The following is a 14,511-nucleotide window of genomic DNA, read 5'->3' on the forward strand; positions in this document are numbered from 1 at the left end:
CCTATATGGCTCTCCACAGCATCCGGGTTACCGTTCCCGCGACCGCTGCGAGTGGGTCATGCCGTCGTAGTTCGCGTGCCTCGGGGGCGGTCTCGGGTGTGCCCTGAAATGAACCGAGGTGACTGAGGACCAAACTCGTGCGCGGCGCGAGGGCTTGCGCGGCGTGCAACACGGACCCCGCAGGCACACCTACAGAGTCCCCGCCCTTTTCCAAGGCCCGAATCACTAGGCTCGCAGCTTGTTCGGGTGCAAGGCGCGGAATACCGCGGTTGGCAGCTTCGCTGGGAGCGATCATTTCGGTTCCCACCAGGGGCATCCGGACGGACGTGAAGGTCACGCCGTCGGCGAGCAGATCCCTGCCTGCGATGCGCCCGAATTCTTCGAGGGCAGCCTTTGACGCCAAGTATGCGGAGTAGCGCGGTGGGTGCCCTTGCAGACCCTGTGTGGATACGTTGATGACGCGGCCGTAACGCTGGTTGATCATGGCGGGAAGCAGCGCGAGCGTGAGACGCACGGCTGCAAAGTAATTGAGCGCCATGGTGCGTTCGTAGTCGTGGAAACGGTCAGTCGACAACTGAACGGAACGCCGGATCGATCTGCCTGCATTGTTCACCAGAACATCGACGGCCCCGAAGTCGTGCAGCACTTGCTTGGCGAGGTCGTCGATGGCGTCATTGTCGGTGAGGTCGCACGGATAGGCGGTAGCCTCGCCGCCCGCCGCCGCGATCTCGCGGCATAGCTCGCTCAGTTCTTCGGCGCGGCGGGCCACGAGGATTAGGCGCGCGCCGCGTCGCGCCGCCCGGAATGCTGTTGCCCGGCCAATACCGGAAGATGCACCGGTTATCAGGACAGTGCGTCCCTTGAGCGGATCACGGTGCGATCGTTTGCGGGCCCTGTCCGGATCGAGGTTGTTTGCCCAGTAGCGGTAGAGAATGTCCGCGTACGTGCGGAGTTCTGGCGCGACGATGCCGCTTCCACTGAGGTGTTGCTGAGTGGCTGTCGTATCAAACTGCACTTCACCGAACAGGATCGGCAGCAGGTCTGGGGGTAGACCGATCTCGGTGAGCACCGCCGTCGTCGCGCCTGATGTGCGTGACTTCTTGTGGGACGCGCGGGCCAGGCGTTTGCTGGAGTCCTGCAAGATCCGGGTGGCAGCGCGGCTGACCGCCCGGGGCGCATTCACTCTGATACGGGGGGCACCAGCAGCTTTCGCGAACGCGTTGTACACCTCGGTGGTGGATTGCGGCTTCGGGGCGCCTAAGTGATATGTGGTCCCGGAGGGTGCGTCCATGTGCGCAAGATGGTCGATTGCTGCAGCGACATAGTCGACCGGCACGATGCTCGTCACGCCCACACGTGGGGCGGCGATAGGTAGCTGCGACGGAAAATGCGCGAGACGGGAAAATAGGGGAAACAGGTAGTACGGTCCATCGATCTTGTCCATCTCTCCGGTTTGCGAGTCACCGACCACGGCCCCCGGCCGGTAAACGCGGTAGGGCACCTTCCCCTGCTCTCGGACCAAGCGTTCTGCTTCGTACTTCGTGGCGTGGTAGGGCGAAGGGAAATCCTGGCCGAGATCGAAATCGGACTCCCGGAAGGTTCCTCGATAGTTGCCTGCAACAGCTATCGAGGAAGTATGGTGCAGCAGCTTTGCGCCGTTGCGTGCCGCGAACTCTATGACGTTGCTCGTACCGGTGACGTTGGCTATGTGGTTCTGCTCAGCGGATGCCGTCACGTCGTAGAGTGCGCCGAGGTGGAACACATGGTCGTATTCGGGCAGTTTCCGGGCGTCGGTGATGCCCAGTGCGTCGCTGCTGAGATCACCGATGACCGGCGTGACACGCGAGCTGTCTGGCCACGGTGTCTTCAGTTCGTTAAGTCTCTGAACGGGTTGCGCCCGGACGAGAACGTGGACGTGCGCGTCCGTTCTCTGGAGCAGCAAAGGGATGAGGCGTCTCCCGATGAAGCCGGTGCCGCCGGTAACAAAGTAGTTAGGCATCGCAACCTCCGTTGGTGCGGCCTCGTAGCCGATGAGTACCAACATAGGTGAGACATCGTGTCTCGGCAATACCTGCTTCCGCGTTTGCGGGGCTAGGCGATGACCTCTTTCGCAATCAGATCGAGGTGATCAAGATCGGTAAGGTCGAGAACCTGCAGGTAGAAGCGTTCACAGCCTTGTTCGGCGGCCCGGCCGATAACCTCCGCTGCCTCAGCGGGCGTCCCAGCGACGCCATGCTTGCGCAACTCATCTGGCTCACGCCCGATCGCCGCCGCGCGACGACGGAATTCCGCCTCGTCCCGGCCCACGCACACGACTAGCGCAGCGGAGTACACCAAGTCGTCAGGGCTGCGTCCGAGTTCCTCGCACGCATCACGAATTACCGTGAACCGGCTCCGGATACTGTCGATTTCAGGGAACGCCGCGTTGTATTCATGCCCAAACTGGGCAGCAAGAGCCGGTGTTCGCTTCGGTCCGTTCCCGCCGACGATCACCGGTAGTTGTGACTGCGCAGGCTTAGGAAGCGCGGGACAGTCGATGAGTTCGTAATGCTCCCCCTTGAAGGTGAACGTCTCGCCAGCGGGCGTGTCCCACATGCCGGTAATCAGGGCTAGCTGCTCCTCGAGGCGGCCAAACCTCTTACTTGGGAAAGGGATCCCGTAGGCCTTGTGTTCTTCCTCGAACCAGCCTGCCCCGAGGCCGAGCTCAACGCGCCCACCTGACATCTGGTCTACCTGCGCAACCTGGATCCCGAGGACACCTGGGTGCCGGAACGTTGCCGACGTGACGAGCGTGCCCAAACGGATACGGGACGTCTCCCGAGCAAGCCCCGCGAGGGTGGTCCAGGCGTCCGTCGGGCCGGGCAGTCCTGATGCGCTGCCCATACTTAGGTAGTGATCGGAGCGGAAAAAGGCATCAAAACCGAGGTCTTCAGTTGCTTTAGCGATCGCTAGGAGGTCGTCGTAAGTAGCGCCCTGCTGGGGTTCAGTGAAAATACGAAAATCAAGCGGCATGTCTATAGCGTTCCATATGCGCCGAAATCCTCAACCGAGTGCACGTAGTGTGCACGTTCTCGCAGTGCCGAGACGCGCTTCTTGCACGAATGTGCACACTACGCGAATGCCGCGACGCTAGCTCACCTGCTCGACCGCCTCTCCGAAAGGTGTCTCGCCCTCGGTGAGCATCAGCACTTTGTGCGCTGTGCCCGGTGCGTGCAGCAGTTCGGCGATCACTAGTGCGACGTCTTCGCGGGTGACGTCCCCTTTTGGGATAGTCGGTTCCGCCAAGTTGACCAGCCCAGTCGCTGTGTTGTCGGTCAGCCGCCCGGGCCGAAGTATCGTCCACTCGAGATCACCGCGCCGGACAAGGTCAGATTCGGCTGCGGACTTCGCCTTCAAGTAGGCGGCCCACACCTCCTCGGCGTCGTCGGGGATTGGCTCACCCGCACCGAACGCCGAAATCTGGATGAACCGCTTTACCCCCGCCGCTTCAGCAGCGTCAGCAAGAAGCACGGCCGCTGCTCGGTCGACGGTATCTTTGCGGGCCACACCACTGCCCGGTCCTGCACCAGCAGCGAAAACCGTTGCATCGGCGCCGCTGAGAACTGCGGTGACGTCTTCGACGGAGGCGGATTCGAGATCGATGGCTGCTGGCTCTCCGCCCGCGGCGCGAACGTCGGCACCATGTTCGGGATTGCGAATCAGCCCCACTGCCTGCACACCTCGCTCATCGAGAAGGCGCGTGAGGTGTAGGGCAATCTGACCGTGGCCGCCGGCAATGATGACTCGCTGCATGACCCCACCCTAGCCGTCGTGCGGTGACACCGTCTTAGGAGATTTAGCGAAACGCTAAAACGGGAAATCGGCATTGTCTACCGCCGCGTGTTACGTCCCAATCCAGTGGTATCGGCGTTCGGGACGGCCCGCTGTTCCGTACTTCAGCCGCACTTCCGCTGTGCCTGATTCCGCGAAATGCTCGAGGTACCGGCGTGCGCTCACTCGAGAAAGCCCCGTGCTCGCCGCGCATTCCGTCGCGGACAGGTCGTCATCGGCGCTGTGCAGGGCGTCGCGAACGAGCTCGGCAGTCTGCACGCTCATTCCTTTCGGCATTATCTCGGGCGTCGTAGGCGCACCGAAGACACGGTCGATGTCGGACTGGTCGGCGATATCAGCGGTATCAAATGTGTTGCAGCTCGTTTCGCTGCTGCTGGTAGTGCAGCAACCGTTCTCGCAGTGTCGACCATTCGAACGGTTTGATGATGTAGTGAGCCACCCCGCCGCGCAGCGCGGTGCGAATTGTCTCAGCGTCACGAGCAGCCGTGATGATCAGGACATCGACGGGGTTGTCGCTGCTGCGTAGTCGCCGAAGCACATCGATCCCGCTCAGGTCCGGCATGTACACGTCGAGCAGGACAAGATCGGGTGCGAGTTCGTCGACCATCGTCAGGGCGGCCGTACCCGTGTGTGCGACACCCACGACGGTGAAGCCAGGCACTCGTTCGACCATGCCGCGGTGCACGCGCGCGACCATGAAGTCATCGTCTACGACCAGAACTCGGATCACCGGTTCTCCTTCCTCGACCCGGAGTCATCCGCCGGGGTCCTCGGCAGGCGGGCGGTGAACTCTGCACCCCAAGGTGCGGAACTCGTACCTTCTGCCCCGGACCGGACCGTGACGGACCCACCGCGCCGGGCGCAGATCACTTGCGTCAGCGCAAGCCCGTAGCCACGGGCGCGGGACTGACTATCCTTAGTGGAGTATCCGCGTTCGAAAATCTTCGCGTGCTGATCCTCCGGGATTCCCGGCCCCGTGTCGCGGACCCGCACACTTACGGCCCCGGCATGTTCGGCGAGAGTCACTTCCACCTGCCCGGGGCCGCTGTGTTGCGACAGGGCGTCGAGCGCGTTGTCGATGAGGTTTCCGACCACAGTGACGACATCAGCGACAAGGCGGTCGGGGAGCGGGCTGAGCGCCGACTCATCAGACACGGTGAGCGTGCTGCCCTGCTCGGCTGCGAGGCTGGTTTTCGCGATCAGTAACGCCGCCACAGCGGGATCCTGGATCAGAAATTTCACGCTATCTGTGAGTTGCGCACGCGTCCCGCCGACCTTGCGGACGTAGTTCTGAACCTCGTCGTGCTCGCCAAGTTCGAGCAGCCCCGAGATCACGTGAAGCTGGTTACTGAACTCGTGTGCTTGTGCGCGCAGAGCATCGGTCGTCGTTTTCGACACCGCAAGTTCGCTTTGCAGCGCGAGCAGATCCGTCCGGTCACGCATCGTCGTGACCGATCCGGCCGGGGCACCCGCCTCCGTCAGCGGCATCCGGTTGAGCGTGATCACGCGATCACGTACCGCAATGACCTGTTCCCCCTGGGGTTCATCGGAGATGAGCGCGGTCTGCAACTCCGGGTCGAGACCGAGATCTGAGATCGTGCGCCCGGTGGCATCGGGTGGCAGCCCCAACAGTTCGCGAGCAGATTCGCTGACCACCGTGATTCGTCCTGCACCATCCAGGCCCAGCACGCCTTCGCGGATACCGTGCAGCATTGCTTCGCGATGGCGGACGAGCCGCGTGATCGCATCCGGTTCCAGCCCGAGAGTCTGACGTTTGACCCGGCGTGACAGTAACAACGAGCCCGCGAAGCCAATGAGACCCGCGATGGCGAGATACGAAAGGATGCCTGGTGCGGCGGTGATCAGACGCTGCCCGATCGTGGGAACGGCCCGGCCAGCCGCAACGATGCCGATTACAGCTCCGTCAGCAATCACGGGGACATGCGCGGCGATGTAAGCAACGTTGTTGTGCTCCATAGAGCCGGACCATGCGCGTCCGTCTAACACCGGGCTCGGACCGACCTCAAAGCGGCGCTCGAGGTCGCTCGGATCGGGCGATGCGTAGATGCGAAGATCTGGGTCGGCGATGATGACGAAATCTGCGCCGGACAAAGTGCGGAGGCTCTCACCCGCCGGTGGCAGCAGCCCACGCTGCGCAGGGTCGGCGATTCCAATACGAATCGTTTCGGTCGATGCGCCCGTCTCGGCGATCGCGCTCATCCGGCGGCCCTCGGATTGCCGGAATGCCGCATCGAACTGAGCCAGCGCTACCCCGGTCACGACGATGAGCACGATCATGATGATCGTCAACTGGAGGGCGAGGAACTGCCCGGCGAGCGTAAGCCTGGGGCGCACGAGCCGAGACTCTCACATTTCCGCCATCTCAGGCGAGCATCTCGCGTGAACAATACGACCACAATGTTCGTTACGAACAGTGGTCCGAACTACTTACACAATATTCACGTGACCCAGCTCACGGCGTGACGATGTGAAGCGCATCACAAGTCCACGTTGGGAGTTCGGAATGAGGAAACGCCTGGCCTTCCCCCTTTGTGTGGTGGCTGCGTTCGCTGTGTTCAGCGCGACCGCCTGCACAGAAGCGGAAGTCTCTGAAGACGGTGCGTGGTCGCCTTCCCAGCCCATCGAAATGGTCGCCCCCGCGGCCACCGGCGGTGGCTGGGACACACTCGCACGAACTAGTACGAGGCTGCTCGATGAGGCGGGTCTCGCCGACAAGCAGTTCCGCGTCATCAACAAGCCTGGTGCGGGAGGCGCAATCGGATGGGCGTACATGGCCGCTCATTCCGGTGACCCGCACAAACTCTTCGTCACAAGTCCACCCATGCTGCTTGTCCCGATGACGGGTCAGGCACAAAACGAGTACACCGAGTACACGCCGATTGCCCGACTCGCGACCGACTACATGGTGTACGTCGTTCCAGGAAACTCGCCGATCACGTCCTTCGACGAGGCAGCAGAACAGCTCCGCTCGCGCCCGCAATCTTTCGCTGTAGCGGGCGGGTCGTCACCCGGAAGCATGGACCACGTCGCCGTCGCGGGGGCGTCGCTCGCCGTCGGTGCGGATCCAACGGAGCTCAACTACGTCGCCTTCAACGGTGGCGGCGAAGCGATGACAGCGCTACTTGGCGGTCACGTCGATATGGGCGTCACTGGTGGCGGTGAGGCAACCGGCCTGATTGAGAGCGGAAAGATACGGGCCCTGGCGGTTTCCGCGCCGGAACGCGTCGAGTCGATGCCCGACGTCCCCACGCTCACTGAGCTGGGCTACGACTTCACATTCGATATCTGGCGCGGCGTGATGGCTCCCGGTGATCTGACCGATGCTCAGATCGAATACTACGAAAACCTGTTCAGCCAGCTCGTGGAACTTGAATCCTGGAAGGTCGAATCTGCACAGCTGGGGTGGGTGGATTCGTACCTCGGCTCCGCGGACTTCGCGCAGTTCCTTGACGAAACCAACGATGAGTTCGCGGAAATCCTTGACGAGGTCGGCCTGGCGAGGAACGCGGGGACGTCATGAAGAGTTTCACATTCAATCAGCGGACGCTCGCGATCGCGGTAGGTGCGCTCGCGCTGGTCTACACGTTCTTCGCCACGCAGATCTCGGAGTTCACCGCGGTCGAGGTGCCCGTTCAGCCTTCCACATTGCCGAAGGGGCTCGGCGCCGTGCTCTTGCTGCTGGCTGCGGTGCTGTTCTTCCAGCGCGGGGAGCCGAAGTCGGTGGCACAAGCCGCGGTCCCCGCGGTCGTGAAAGCACGGGCGGCGGCGACGGAAGCTGTTGCAGCTGAGGACGAGGGGCCCCGCCTGGGCCGTACCGGAAATCAGGCGTACGAGATTGGATTGTTCGTTGCGTCGATGTGCTTGTACGCCTTCGCGTTCGAGCGTCTCGGTTTCATCATCGCGACCGCCGCGTATGTCTTCCTCGTCGCTTGGTACCTCGGATACAAGCGGCACCTCGTGAACGCGATCGTGAGCATCGCCGTCCCGCTCATTCTCTACCTGAGCATCACCACAGGACTCGGTGTGGCGCTGCCAACCGGCGTCCTGCCCTTCTGATCAGGACACTCTCATGGATACATTTGACCAGTTGATGCAGGGGTTCAGTGTCGCACTGACCCCGCAGAACCTACTGTTCGTCTTCATTGGTGTGCTCGCCGGAACGATCATCGGCACCCTCCCCGGCCTCGGCCCAATGAGCGCGATCGCACTGATGATTCCCGTTGCTTTCGGGATGGACCCCACTACCGCGATCATCATGCTCGCGGGCGTCTATTACGGTGCGATATTCGGTGGCTCTACGTCGTCGATTCTGCTGAATGCTCCCGGAGTGGCCGGCACGGTGGCGACATCGTTCGACGGCTATCCGATGGCTCAGCAGGGCAGAGCCGGTAAGGCACTAGCAATCGCCGCGATCTCCTCATTTGTTGGCGGCACGATCGGCATCCTCGGCCTGATGGCCGTTGCGCCCGCGCTATCAAGCCTCGCAGTCAGCTTCGGTCCCGCGGAGTACTTTGCGCTGATGATTCTCGGTCTCACCGCCGTGGTCACCCTAGCTGGCAAGAACATCACGAAAGGCCTCATCGCCGCAGTTGTGGGTGTGATGATCGCCCTCGTCGGCATCGATACACAGACCGCGAATCAGCGTTTCACCTTTGGGCTGCCCGACTTGCTGGAGGGCATCGATTTCCTGATCGTCGCCCTCGGCATCTTCGCGCTCGCGGAAGTGCTCGTCATGCTGACGAAGCGGGGCAAGGAAGGCGAAAAGCGCAAGGTCACGTCGCTACGTCTCACTCGGAAGGAAGCGAAAACCATCGCGCCACCAGTCGCGCGCAGCTCGGTGCTGGGCTTCTTCACCGGCGTTCTCCCCGGCGCGGGCGCTACCGTCGCATCGTTCCTGTCCTACTCGTTCGAGAAGCGCATCGCGAAGGACGGCAAGACATTCGGCAAAGGCAACATCAAGGGCGTTGCTGCTCCCGAGTCAGCCAACAATGCGGCGGCCGTCGGTTCGTTCGTGCCGCTGCTGACGCTGGCGGTCCCAGGGTCCGGAACTACCGCGATCCTGCTCGGCGCGCTGCTCGTACTCGACGTGCAGCCAGGCCCGATGATGATGACGGACCGTCCCGAAGTGTTTTGGGGCGTGATCGCCAGCATGTACATCGGCAGCATCGTCCTGCTGGTGCTGAACTTGCCGCTCATTCCCGTGTTCGCGAAGGTTCTCGACACCCCGAAGACGCTGCTCCTCCCGCTGGTTGTCGTCTTCTGCGTGGTCGGTGTCTACGGATTGAGCTTCTCGACGTTCGACCTGTGGCTGCTCATCACGTTTGGTGCGATCGGTTTCTTGATGCGAGCCAATGGGTTCCCGGCAGCACCGCTGATCTTGGGGCTGATTCTCGGCGGCTTGATGGAACGCTCGATGCGCCAGGCCTTGCAGATCTCCGGCGGTGACTGGACTGTCTTCGCTACGCAACCAATCCCCGCGATCTTGCTCGGGCTTGCGATACTGTCACTGCTCCCCGCCGTGATCGGAACAGTGCGACGGTCCCGCCGCGGCGCAGAGCAGGACATCGACGGTGGGCAGGAAAAGGAGAAGGTCTCCGAAAGGATCTGACGGTCGTGACACACAAGCTCCGTTCCCTCCCAGGGAAGTTCGCTCTCTTGATGATCGCCTTAGCGTCGATTATCGCGGGGTGCGTCCCTGGCGGCGGAACGGAGCTTTCGCCGCTACGCATCATTGTTCCGACTCCACCAGGCGGGGGATTCGATCAGACTGCGCGCTTGACGGGCATCGCTTTAGAGGATGAACGGCTCGTGGAGAGTGCATCGATAATCAACATGCCCGGCGATGGAGGCCTCGCAGCCCTGCATCGCGCGCGATTTGAGGAGGGCGACCCTTCGCTGCTGCTGCAAATGGGTCTCGCGACGATAGCGAATGCCGAAGTCTCAGGGCAGGGCGAAGTGCTCCGCGAACTGACGCCGATCGCCCAACTGATGGACGAGCCGGGTGCGATCCTCGTGCGTCCTGATTCGGAGTTCGCGACGATCGATGACTTTGTGGCCGCGGTACGGGCTGAACCGGACGCCGCACAGATTGGTGGGGGCTCTCAGCCTGGCGGCCCCGACTATCTCGCCGCGATGTTGTTCCTCGAAGCTATCGGCGTCGAGCCCACCCAAAGTGGGTATCGCGCGTACGACGGGGGTGGCGATATGCTCGGGGCTCTTGTCTCTGACCAGGTCGATGTTGCATTCACGGGCATCTCAGAGCATCTCTACGAGATCCGGGACGGTGAAGTGCGTGTCCTCGCAATCACGGGGGCGGAGCGATTGCCAGGAATCGACGCCCCGACCCTCATGGAACGGGGACTTGACGTGGAGTTCCACAATTGGCGCGGCCTCATGGCACCACCAGGCATCTCACCATCTGAGCGTGACGCGCTCATCGACGTGTTCGCCAGCCTTGCCGGGTCAGCGACCTGGGGTCGCACGGTGAGTGACAATCACTGGAACAACACGTTCGTCGCCGGAGACGAGTTCGCGGACCACATCGGCCGGGAGACGCGCGAACTGAATGAGTTGTTGAGACGCTTCCCTGCGGGTGGATGACGTGTGGAGTTGGAGAGAAATGTTTGCCTCCGCGCTTCGAAGGGTAATCGGTAATCGTTAGGGTGCGTGTACTCGAGCCGTCGCCCACCTCATACTGCCGGTTAAACAGCAGCTGGCAGGGCCGATCTTGGCTCGTCTTGGCCCTTCGCGGCCAAGCGGGCCAAGATCATTAGGCCCCTGCGCAGAGCGCCTGCCGGTGTGCCATCTGCGAGATGTGATCGAGCAGCACGTCAGCAAAAAGTTTCCAATTTCCTGGTGAGTTGGCCTTGACCCTGCAGGCCGTCGTCCACGCGACCCTGTTGTCGCCGAGTTCGACCAGCTGCGCTGCCTACTTTTCGCCGAGATCTGCGCAACTAGAAGGTCAGCGTCGACATGGGGTGGCTGACCGCCCACGACCACTAACCGTGTGAAGACTTGCTGAACTAGAGTTTCGGGTGTGATAACTGGTGAGCTGAAGAGCAAGATTGACCGCGTTTGGGACTCGTTTTGGTCTGGCGGCATCAGCAACCCGCTTGAAGTGATCGAGCAGATCACCTACCTACTGTTCATTCGCCGCCTCGACGACTTGCAGACAACCGCCGAGAAGAAGGCCCGGTTTACCCGTAGCGCCGTCGAAGATCCGATCTTTCTGCCAGCGCAGGCCCATTTGCGGTGGAGTAACTTCAAAAATGAAGCTCCAGAAGTCATGTTCAAGATCGTCGCTGACGAAGTCTTGCCGTTCCTTCGCGGCCTCGGCGGTGGCGGATCGACGTATTCCGAGCACATGCGTGACGCGCGGTTCACAGTCCCCACACCGGCGCTGCTATCGAAGGTTGTCGACATGCTCGACGGCATCCCGATGGAAGACCGGGATACCAACGGCGACCTGTACGAGTATTTGCTTTCGAAGATCGCCTCCGCTGGCGTAAACGGGCAGTTCCGCACCCCGCGGCACATCATCAACCTGATGGTCGACATGACGGCGCCCAAACCAACTGACGAGATTTGCGACCCAGCTTGCGGCACAGGCGGCTTCCTCGTGACTGCCAGCGAATACATCCGCGCGAAGCATCCTTCCGCGCTGACGGATGCGACGCAGCGGCAGCACTTCCACCGATCCATGTTCCACGGCTACGACTTCGACTCAACAATGCTGCGGATCGGCAGCATGAACATGCTCTTGCACGGAATCGAGTCACCTGACATCCGCTACCGCGACTCGCTGTCTGAAGGCGCCGCCGGGGATGCCGAGAAATACACCCTGATCCTGGCCAATCCGCCGTTTGCGGGGTCGCTCGATTACGAGTCGACCAGCAAAGACCTTCAACGGATCGTGAAAACCAAAAAGACGGAACTGCTGTTCCTCGCACTCTTCCTGAAGCTCCTCAAGCCAGGTGGCCGAGCCGCAGTAATCGTCCCCGACGGAGTGCTGTTCGGCTCATCCAAAGCGCACAAGGACCTGCGTCGGGCCCTAGTTGAAGAGCAGAAGCTCGACGCCGTCGTGAAGCTCCCATCAGGTGTGTTCCGCCCCTACGCCGGGGTGTCGACCGCCATCCTGTTCTTCACCAAAACCAACTCCGGCGGCACTGACCATGTGTGGTTCTACGACGTCCAGGCCGACGGTTTCTCGCTCGACGACAAACGCAACCCGGTTGAAGCCAACGATCTGCCCGACGTCCTCACCCGGTGGGCGTCAAGCGACACGACTGAGCGTGACCGTGCCCGCACAGAGCAGTCATTCTGCGTGCCAAAAGACGACATCGTCGTGCAGGGATACGACCTCTCGCTGAACCGCTACAAAGAAATCATCCACGACGAAGTTGAGCACCGACCACCGTTAGAGATCATCGCCGACATCGAAGTTCTGGAAGATGAGATCGCCAAAGGTCTGGCTGACTTGAAGGCGATGCTGTCGTGAAGATGGTGGCGCTGGGTGAGGTAGTAGATTGCTTGGATCGACAGCGGGTTCCCGTCACAGAGTCGGAGCGCATTCCGGGGGACGTCCCGTATTACGGAGCAAATGGTCAACAAGGATGGATTGATCGGGCCATCTTTAACGAACCACTGGTGATTGTCGCTGAGGACGGCGGTCACTTTAGTAATCCATCGAGAGGTGTGGCCTACCGAATAGCTGGCCCATCATGGGTGAATAATCACGGACATGTCCTTCGATCAAGGAGTCAAATTGACCACGATTTCTTGTACCATACACTTCGCAATTACGACTTCGCGCCCTACATTTCCGGATCAACGCGGTCAAAGCTGACGCAAGGGCAGTTGCTCCGGGCCGAGGTCCCCCTCCCACCTCTTGACGAGCAGCGACGCATCGCCGCGATCCTCGACCACGCCGACGCCCTTCGTGCCAAACGACGTCAAGTGCTCGCCCACCTCGACGATCTCACCCAGGCGATCTTCCACGACATGTTCGGCGACCCTGCCACATGGGCTAGCCGATGGCCGATGGGGGTAATTGGAGACATGACCCAGTCAGTTCGGTATGGGACATCCGCGAAAGCTGGCGACTCCGGTGAGTGGCCGATTCTCCGGATGGGGAACGTAACTGACAGCGGCCGTCTGGATTTGAGGGACCTCAAGTACATCGACCTTTCGGTGGCCGACGTTCCTAGGTACACCGTTCGCCGGGGCGACATGCTTTTCAATCGAACGAACAGCAAGGAAAAAGTCGGCAAGACAGCAGTGGTTCGTACCGACCGGTCGCTCGCATTGGCTGGCTACCTAGTTAGAGTGCGATGCAAGCCTGAGCACCAATCCGAGTTCGTGTCGGCATATCTCACGAGTCCTTTTGGGCAGGCTATTCGGCGGCGCCTCGCGAAAGCTGCTGTCAATCAGGCAAATATTAATGCGTCTGAGCTGCAAAGGATCCCAATTGCCCTACCGAGTTCAGATTTGCAGCGTAAGTTCACCGCCAGGATCGAAAGCGTAGATGCTCAGCGGACCGCAGTGCAGAATCTCCTCATTTCAGATGACCAACTTTTCACTTCCCTTCAGTCCCGTGCGTTCCGAGGGGAGCTGTGACTGATGCCTGTTGAGATGCGGATGTGGCGAATCGACGGTGAGCTGCCGCGTCCGCTCAAATCGTCAATGCTGCCGAGTGAGGCGGCTCTTGAGGATTTCTTGGAGCAGGATCCTTCCTTGCTGGGCACGCGACTTCTTGTTGTTGGGCGGCAGGTTCGAACGCCTTACGGAAAGTTCGTTGATCTCCTTGCCATTGACGGCGACGGTAATCTCCATGTCCTGGAGCTCAAGCGTGACAAGACTCCGCGCGATGTTGTTGCTCAAGTGTTGGATTACGGTTCGTGGGTCTCCACTCTCACTCGCGAGCAGATCATTGACCTCGCCAGTGACCATCTTGGGCAACCCTTCGAAGCGGCTTTTGAGGAAGTGTTCGGCAGTGCTCCTCCCGATGAGTTGAATGCCGAGCTTGAACTCACGGTTGTTGCCACAGACCTTGACGCAAGTTCTGAACGTATCGTGACGTACCTGCGTGACTTCGGTGTCCCCATAAATGCCGTGTTCTTTTCCTACTTGAAGGACGACGACCGTAGTTATCTCGCCCGCTCCTGGCTCGCAACCTCAGAGGAAGGCCAGCCCGCCACGCCGGGAAAGAAGGAGGGCAAGCGGGCGGAGTGGAATGGACAGGATTGGTTCGTATCGTTCGGAGATGGCCTAGGGCGAGCGTGGGAGGATGGCCACGAATACGGATTTGTGTCGGCGGGCGGCGATATTTGGTATTCCCGCCCCCTTCGCTCGCTGCCGGTCGGGGCTCGGATCAACGTACACATCCCATCCCACGGCTACGTCGCGATTGGGGAAACGCTGGGCGAGGCCGTTCGATTCGACGAAGCGAAGGTGCTTGTCGAGGACCTCTGGGTTCCGCTAGCTGACCAGGATCTCCATGCGACATACTCCCACGGAGCGGTGGGACTACCGCAAGCGGATGACATCGCCGAGTACGTGGTCCCTGTCCGTTAGATCGCCAGCAGGCCCCAGTCCGACGCCTACTGGGAAAAGGGCATGTTCGCCAACCAGAACAGTGCCTGCAAGCTCCGCCAGGAATTT

At 61.1% G+C, this 14,511-nt stretch carries 11 protein-coding genes and 1 pseudogene; 7 read left to right on the forward strand and 5 right to left on the reverse strand.

Annotated elements, in window-relative coordinates; genetic code table 11:
• Window position 1 precedes the first annotated feature (1 nt).
• From FHU29_RS13080 to FHU29_RS13100, 5 genes and pseudogenes are all read right to left on the reverse strand, one after another.
• Window positions 2-1,999 carry an SDR family oxidoreductase gene (locus FHU29_RS13080; RefSeq protein WP_064440108.1) on the reverse strand — a complete coding sequence of 666 codons (1,998 nt, stop codon included), beginning with the start codon at window positions 1,997-1,999 and terminating at the stop codon, window positions 2-4.
• A 92-nt stretch (window positions 2,000-2,091) separates the two neighbouring features.
• Entirely contained in the window at window positions 2,092-3,012 is a 921-nt protein-coding gene (locus FHU29_RS13085) for an LLM class F420-dependent oxidoreductase (protein WP_064440051.1), read from the reverse strand.
• A gap of 117 nt (window positions 3,013-3,129) precedes the next feature.
• Window positions 3,130-3,792 carry an NAD(P)H-binding protein gene (locus FHU29_RS13090; protein WP_064440052.1) on the reverse strand — a complete coding sequence of 221 codons (663 nt, stop codon included), beginning with the start codon at window positions 3,790-3,792 and terminating at the stop codon, window positions 3,130-3,132.
• Window positions 3,793-3,882: 90 nt separating this feature from the next.
• Window positions 3,883-4,561 (reverse strand): annotated as a pseudogene (locus FHU29_RS13095) (response regulator).
• A complete protein-coding gene (locus FHU29_RS13100) occupies window positions 4,558-6,186 on the reverse strand; it encodes a sensor histidine kinase (RefSeq protein ID WP_064440053.1) in 1,629 nt (542 codons plus the stop codon). Before FHU29_RS13100 ends, FHU29_RS13095 begins: the two are co-directional and overlap by 4 nt.
• 169 nt (window positions 6,187-6,355) lie before the next feature.
• Here FHU29_RS13100 and FHU29_RS13105 point away from each other — a divergent pair, with 169 nt between their 5' ends.
• The 7 genes from FHU29_RS13105 (at window position 6,356) to FHU29_RS13135 (ending at window position 14,424) form a co-directional block, all read left to right on the forward strand.
• Window positions 6,356-7,372 carry a tripartite tricarboxylate transporter substrate binding protein gene (locus FHU29_RS13105; RefSeq protein ID WP_064440054.1) on the forward strand — a complete coding sequence of 339 codons (1,017 nt, stop codon included), beginning with the start codon at window positions 6,356-6,358 and terminating at the stop codon, window positions 7,370-7,372.
• On the forward strand, window positions 7,369-7,908 hold the full coding sequence (locus FHU29_RS13110; RefSeq protein WP_064440055.1) for a tripartite tricarboxylate transporter TctB family protein: 540 nt from the start codon (window positions 7,369-7,371) through the stop codon (window positions 7,906-7,908). Before FHU29_RS13105 ends, FHU29_RS13110 begins: the two co-directional genes overlap by 4 nt.
• Window positions 7,909-7,921: 13 nt before the next feature.
• Window positions 7,922-9,460, forward strand: a complete 1,539-nt coding sequence (locus FHU29_RS13115; RefSeq protein ID WP_064440056.1) for a tripartite tricarboxylate transporter permease — start codon at window positions 7,922-7,924, stop codon at window positions 9,458-9,460.
• 5 nt (window positions 9,461-9,465) lie between these two features.
• A complete protein-coding gene (locus FHU29_RS13120) occupies window positions 9,466-10,452 on the forward strand; it encodes a Bug family tripartite tricarboxylate transporter substrate binding protein (RefSeq protein ID WP_083962274.1) in 987 nt (328 codons plus the stop codon).
• Between the two features lie 436 nt (window positions 10,453-10,888).
• Entirely contained in the window at window positions 10,889-12,349 is a 1,461-nt protein-coding gene (locus FHU29_RS13125) for a type I restriction-modification system subunit M (RefSeq protein WP_064440057.1), read from the forward strand.
• 2 nt (window positions 12,350-12,351) lie between these two features.
• Window positions 12,352-13,467 carry a restriction endonuclease subunit S gene (locus FHU29_RS13130; protein ID WP_074390845.1) on the forward strand — a complete coding sequence of 372 codons (1,116 nt, stop codon included), beginning with the start codon at window positions 12,352-12,354 and terminating at the stop codon, window positions 13,465-13,467.
• Between the two features lie 3 nt (window positions 13,468-13,470).
• Window positions 13,471-14,424 (forward strand): endonuclease NucS domain-containing protein, encoded by a 954-nt coding sequence (locus FHU29_RS13135; protein ID WP_198156527.1) that lies wholly within the window; start codon window positions 13,471-13,473, stop codon window positions 14,422-14,424.
• Window positions 14,425-14,511 lie beyond the last annotated feature (87 nt).

It is taken from the genome of Hoyosella altamirensis, from assembly GCF_014191505.1.
GTDB lineage: Bacteria > Actinomycetota > Actinomycetes > Mycobacteriales > Mycobacteriaceae > Hoyosella > Hoyosella altamirensis.

Excerpts from the sequence above, each read along its gene's own strand:
- FHU29_RS13135 (WP_198156527.1), top strand. The coding sequence starts at position 13,471 with ATGCCTGTTGAGATGCGGATGTGGCGAATCGACGGTGAGCTGCCGCGT.
- FHU29_RS13105 (WP_064440054.1), top strand. The coding sequence starts at position 6,356 with ATGAGGAAACGCCTGGCCTTCCCCCTTTGTGTGGTGGCTGCGTTCGCT.
- FHU29_RS13110 (WP_064440055.1), top strand. The coding sequence starts at position 7,369 with ATGAAGAGTTTCACATTCAATCAGCGGACGCTCGCGATCGCGGTAGGT.
- FHU29_RS13090 (WP_064440052.1), bottom strand. The coding sequence starts at position 3,792 with ATGCAGCGAGTCATCATTGCCGGCGGCCACGGTCAGATTGCCCTACAC.
- FHU29_RS13085 (WP_064440051.1), bottom strand. The coding sequence starts at position 3,012 with ATGCCGCTTGATTTTCGTATTTTCACTGAACCCCAGCAGGGCGCTACT.
- FHU29_RS13115 (WP_064440056.1), top strand. The coding sequence starts at position 7,922 with ATGGATACATTTGACCAGTTGATGCAGGGGTTCAGTGTCGCACTGACC.
- FHU29_RS13080 (WP_064440108.1), bottom strand. The coding sequence starts at position 1,999 with ATGCCTAACTACTTTGTTACCGGCGGCACCGGCTTCATCGGGAGACGC.
- FHU29_RS13130 (WP_074390845.1), top strand. The coding sequence starts at position 12,352 with ATGGTGGCGCTGGGTGAGGTAGTAGATTGCTTGGATCGACAGCGGGTT.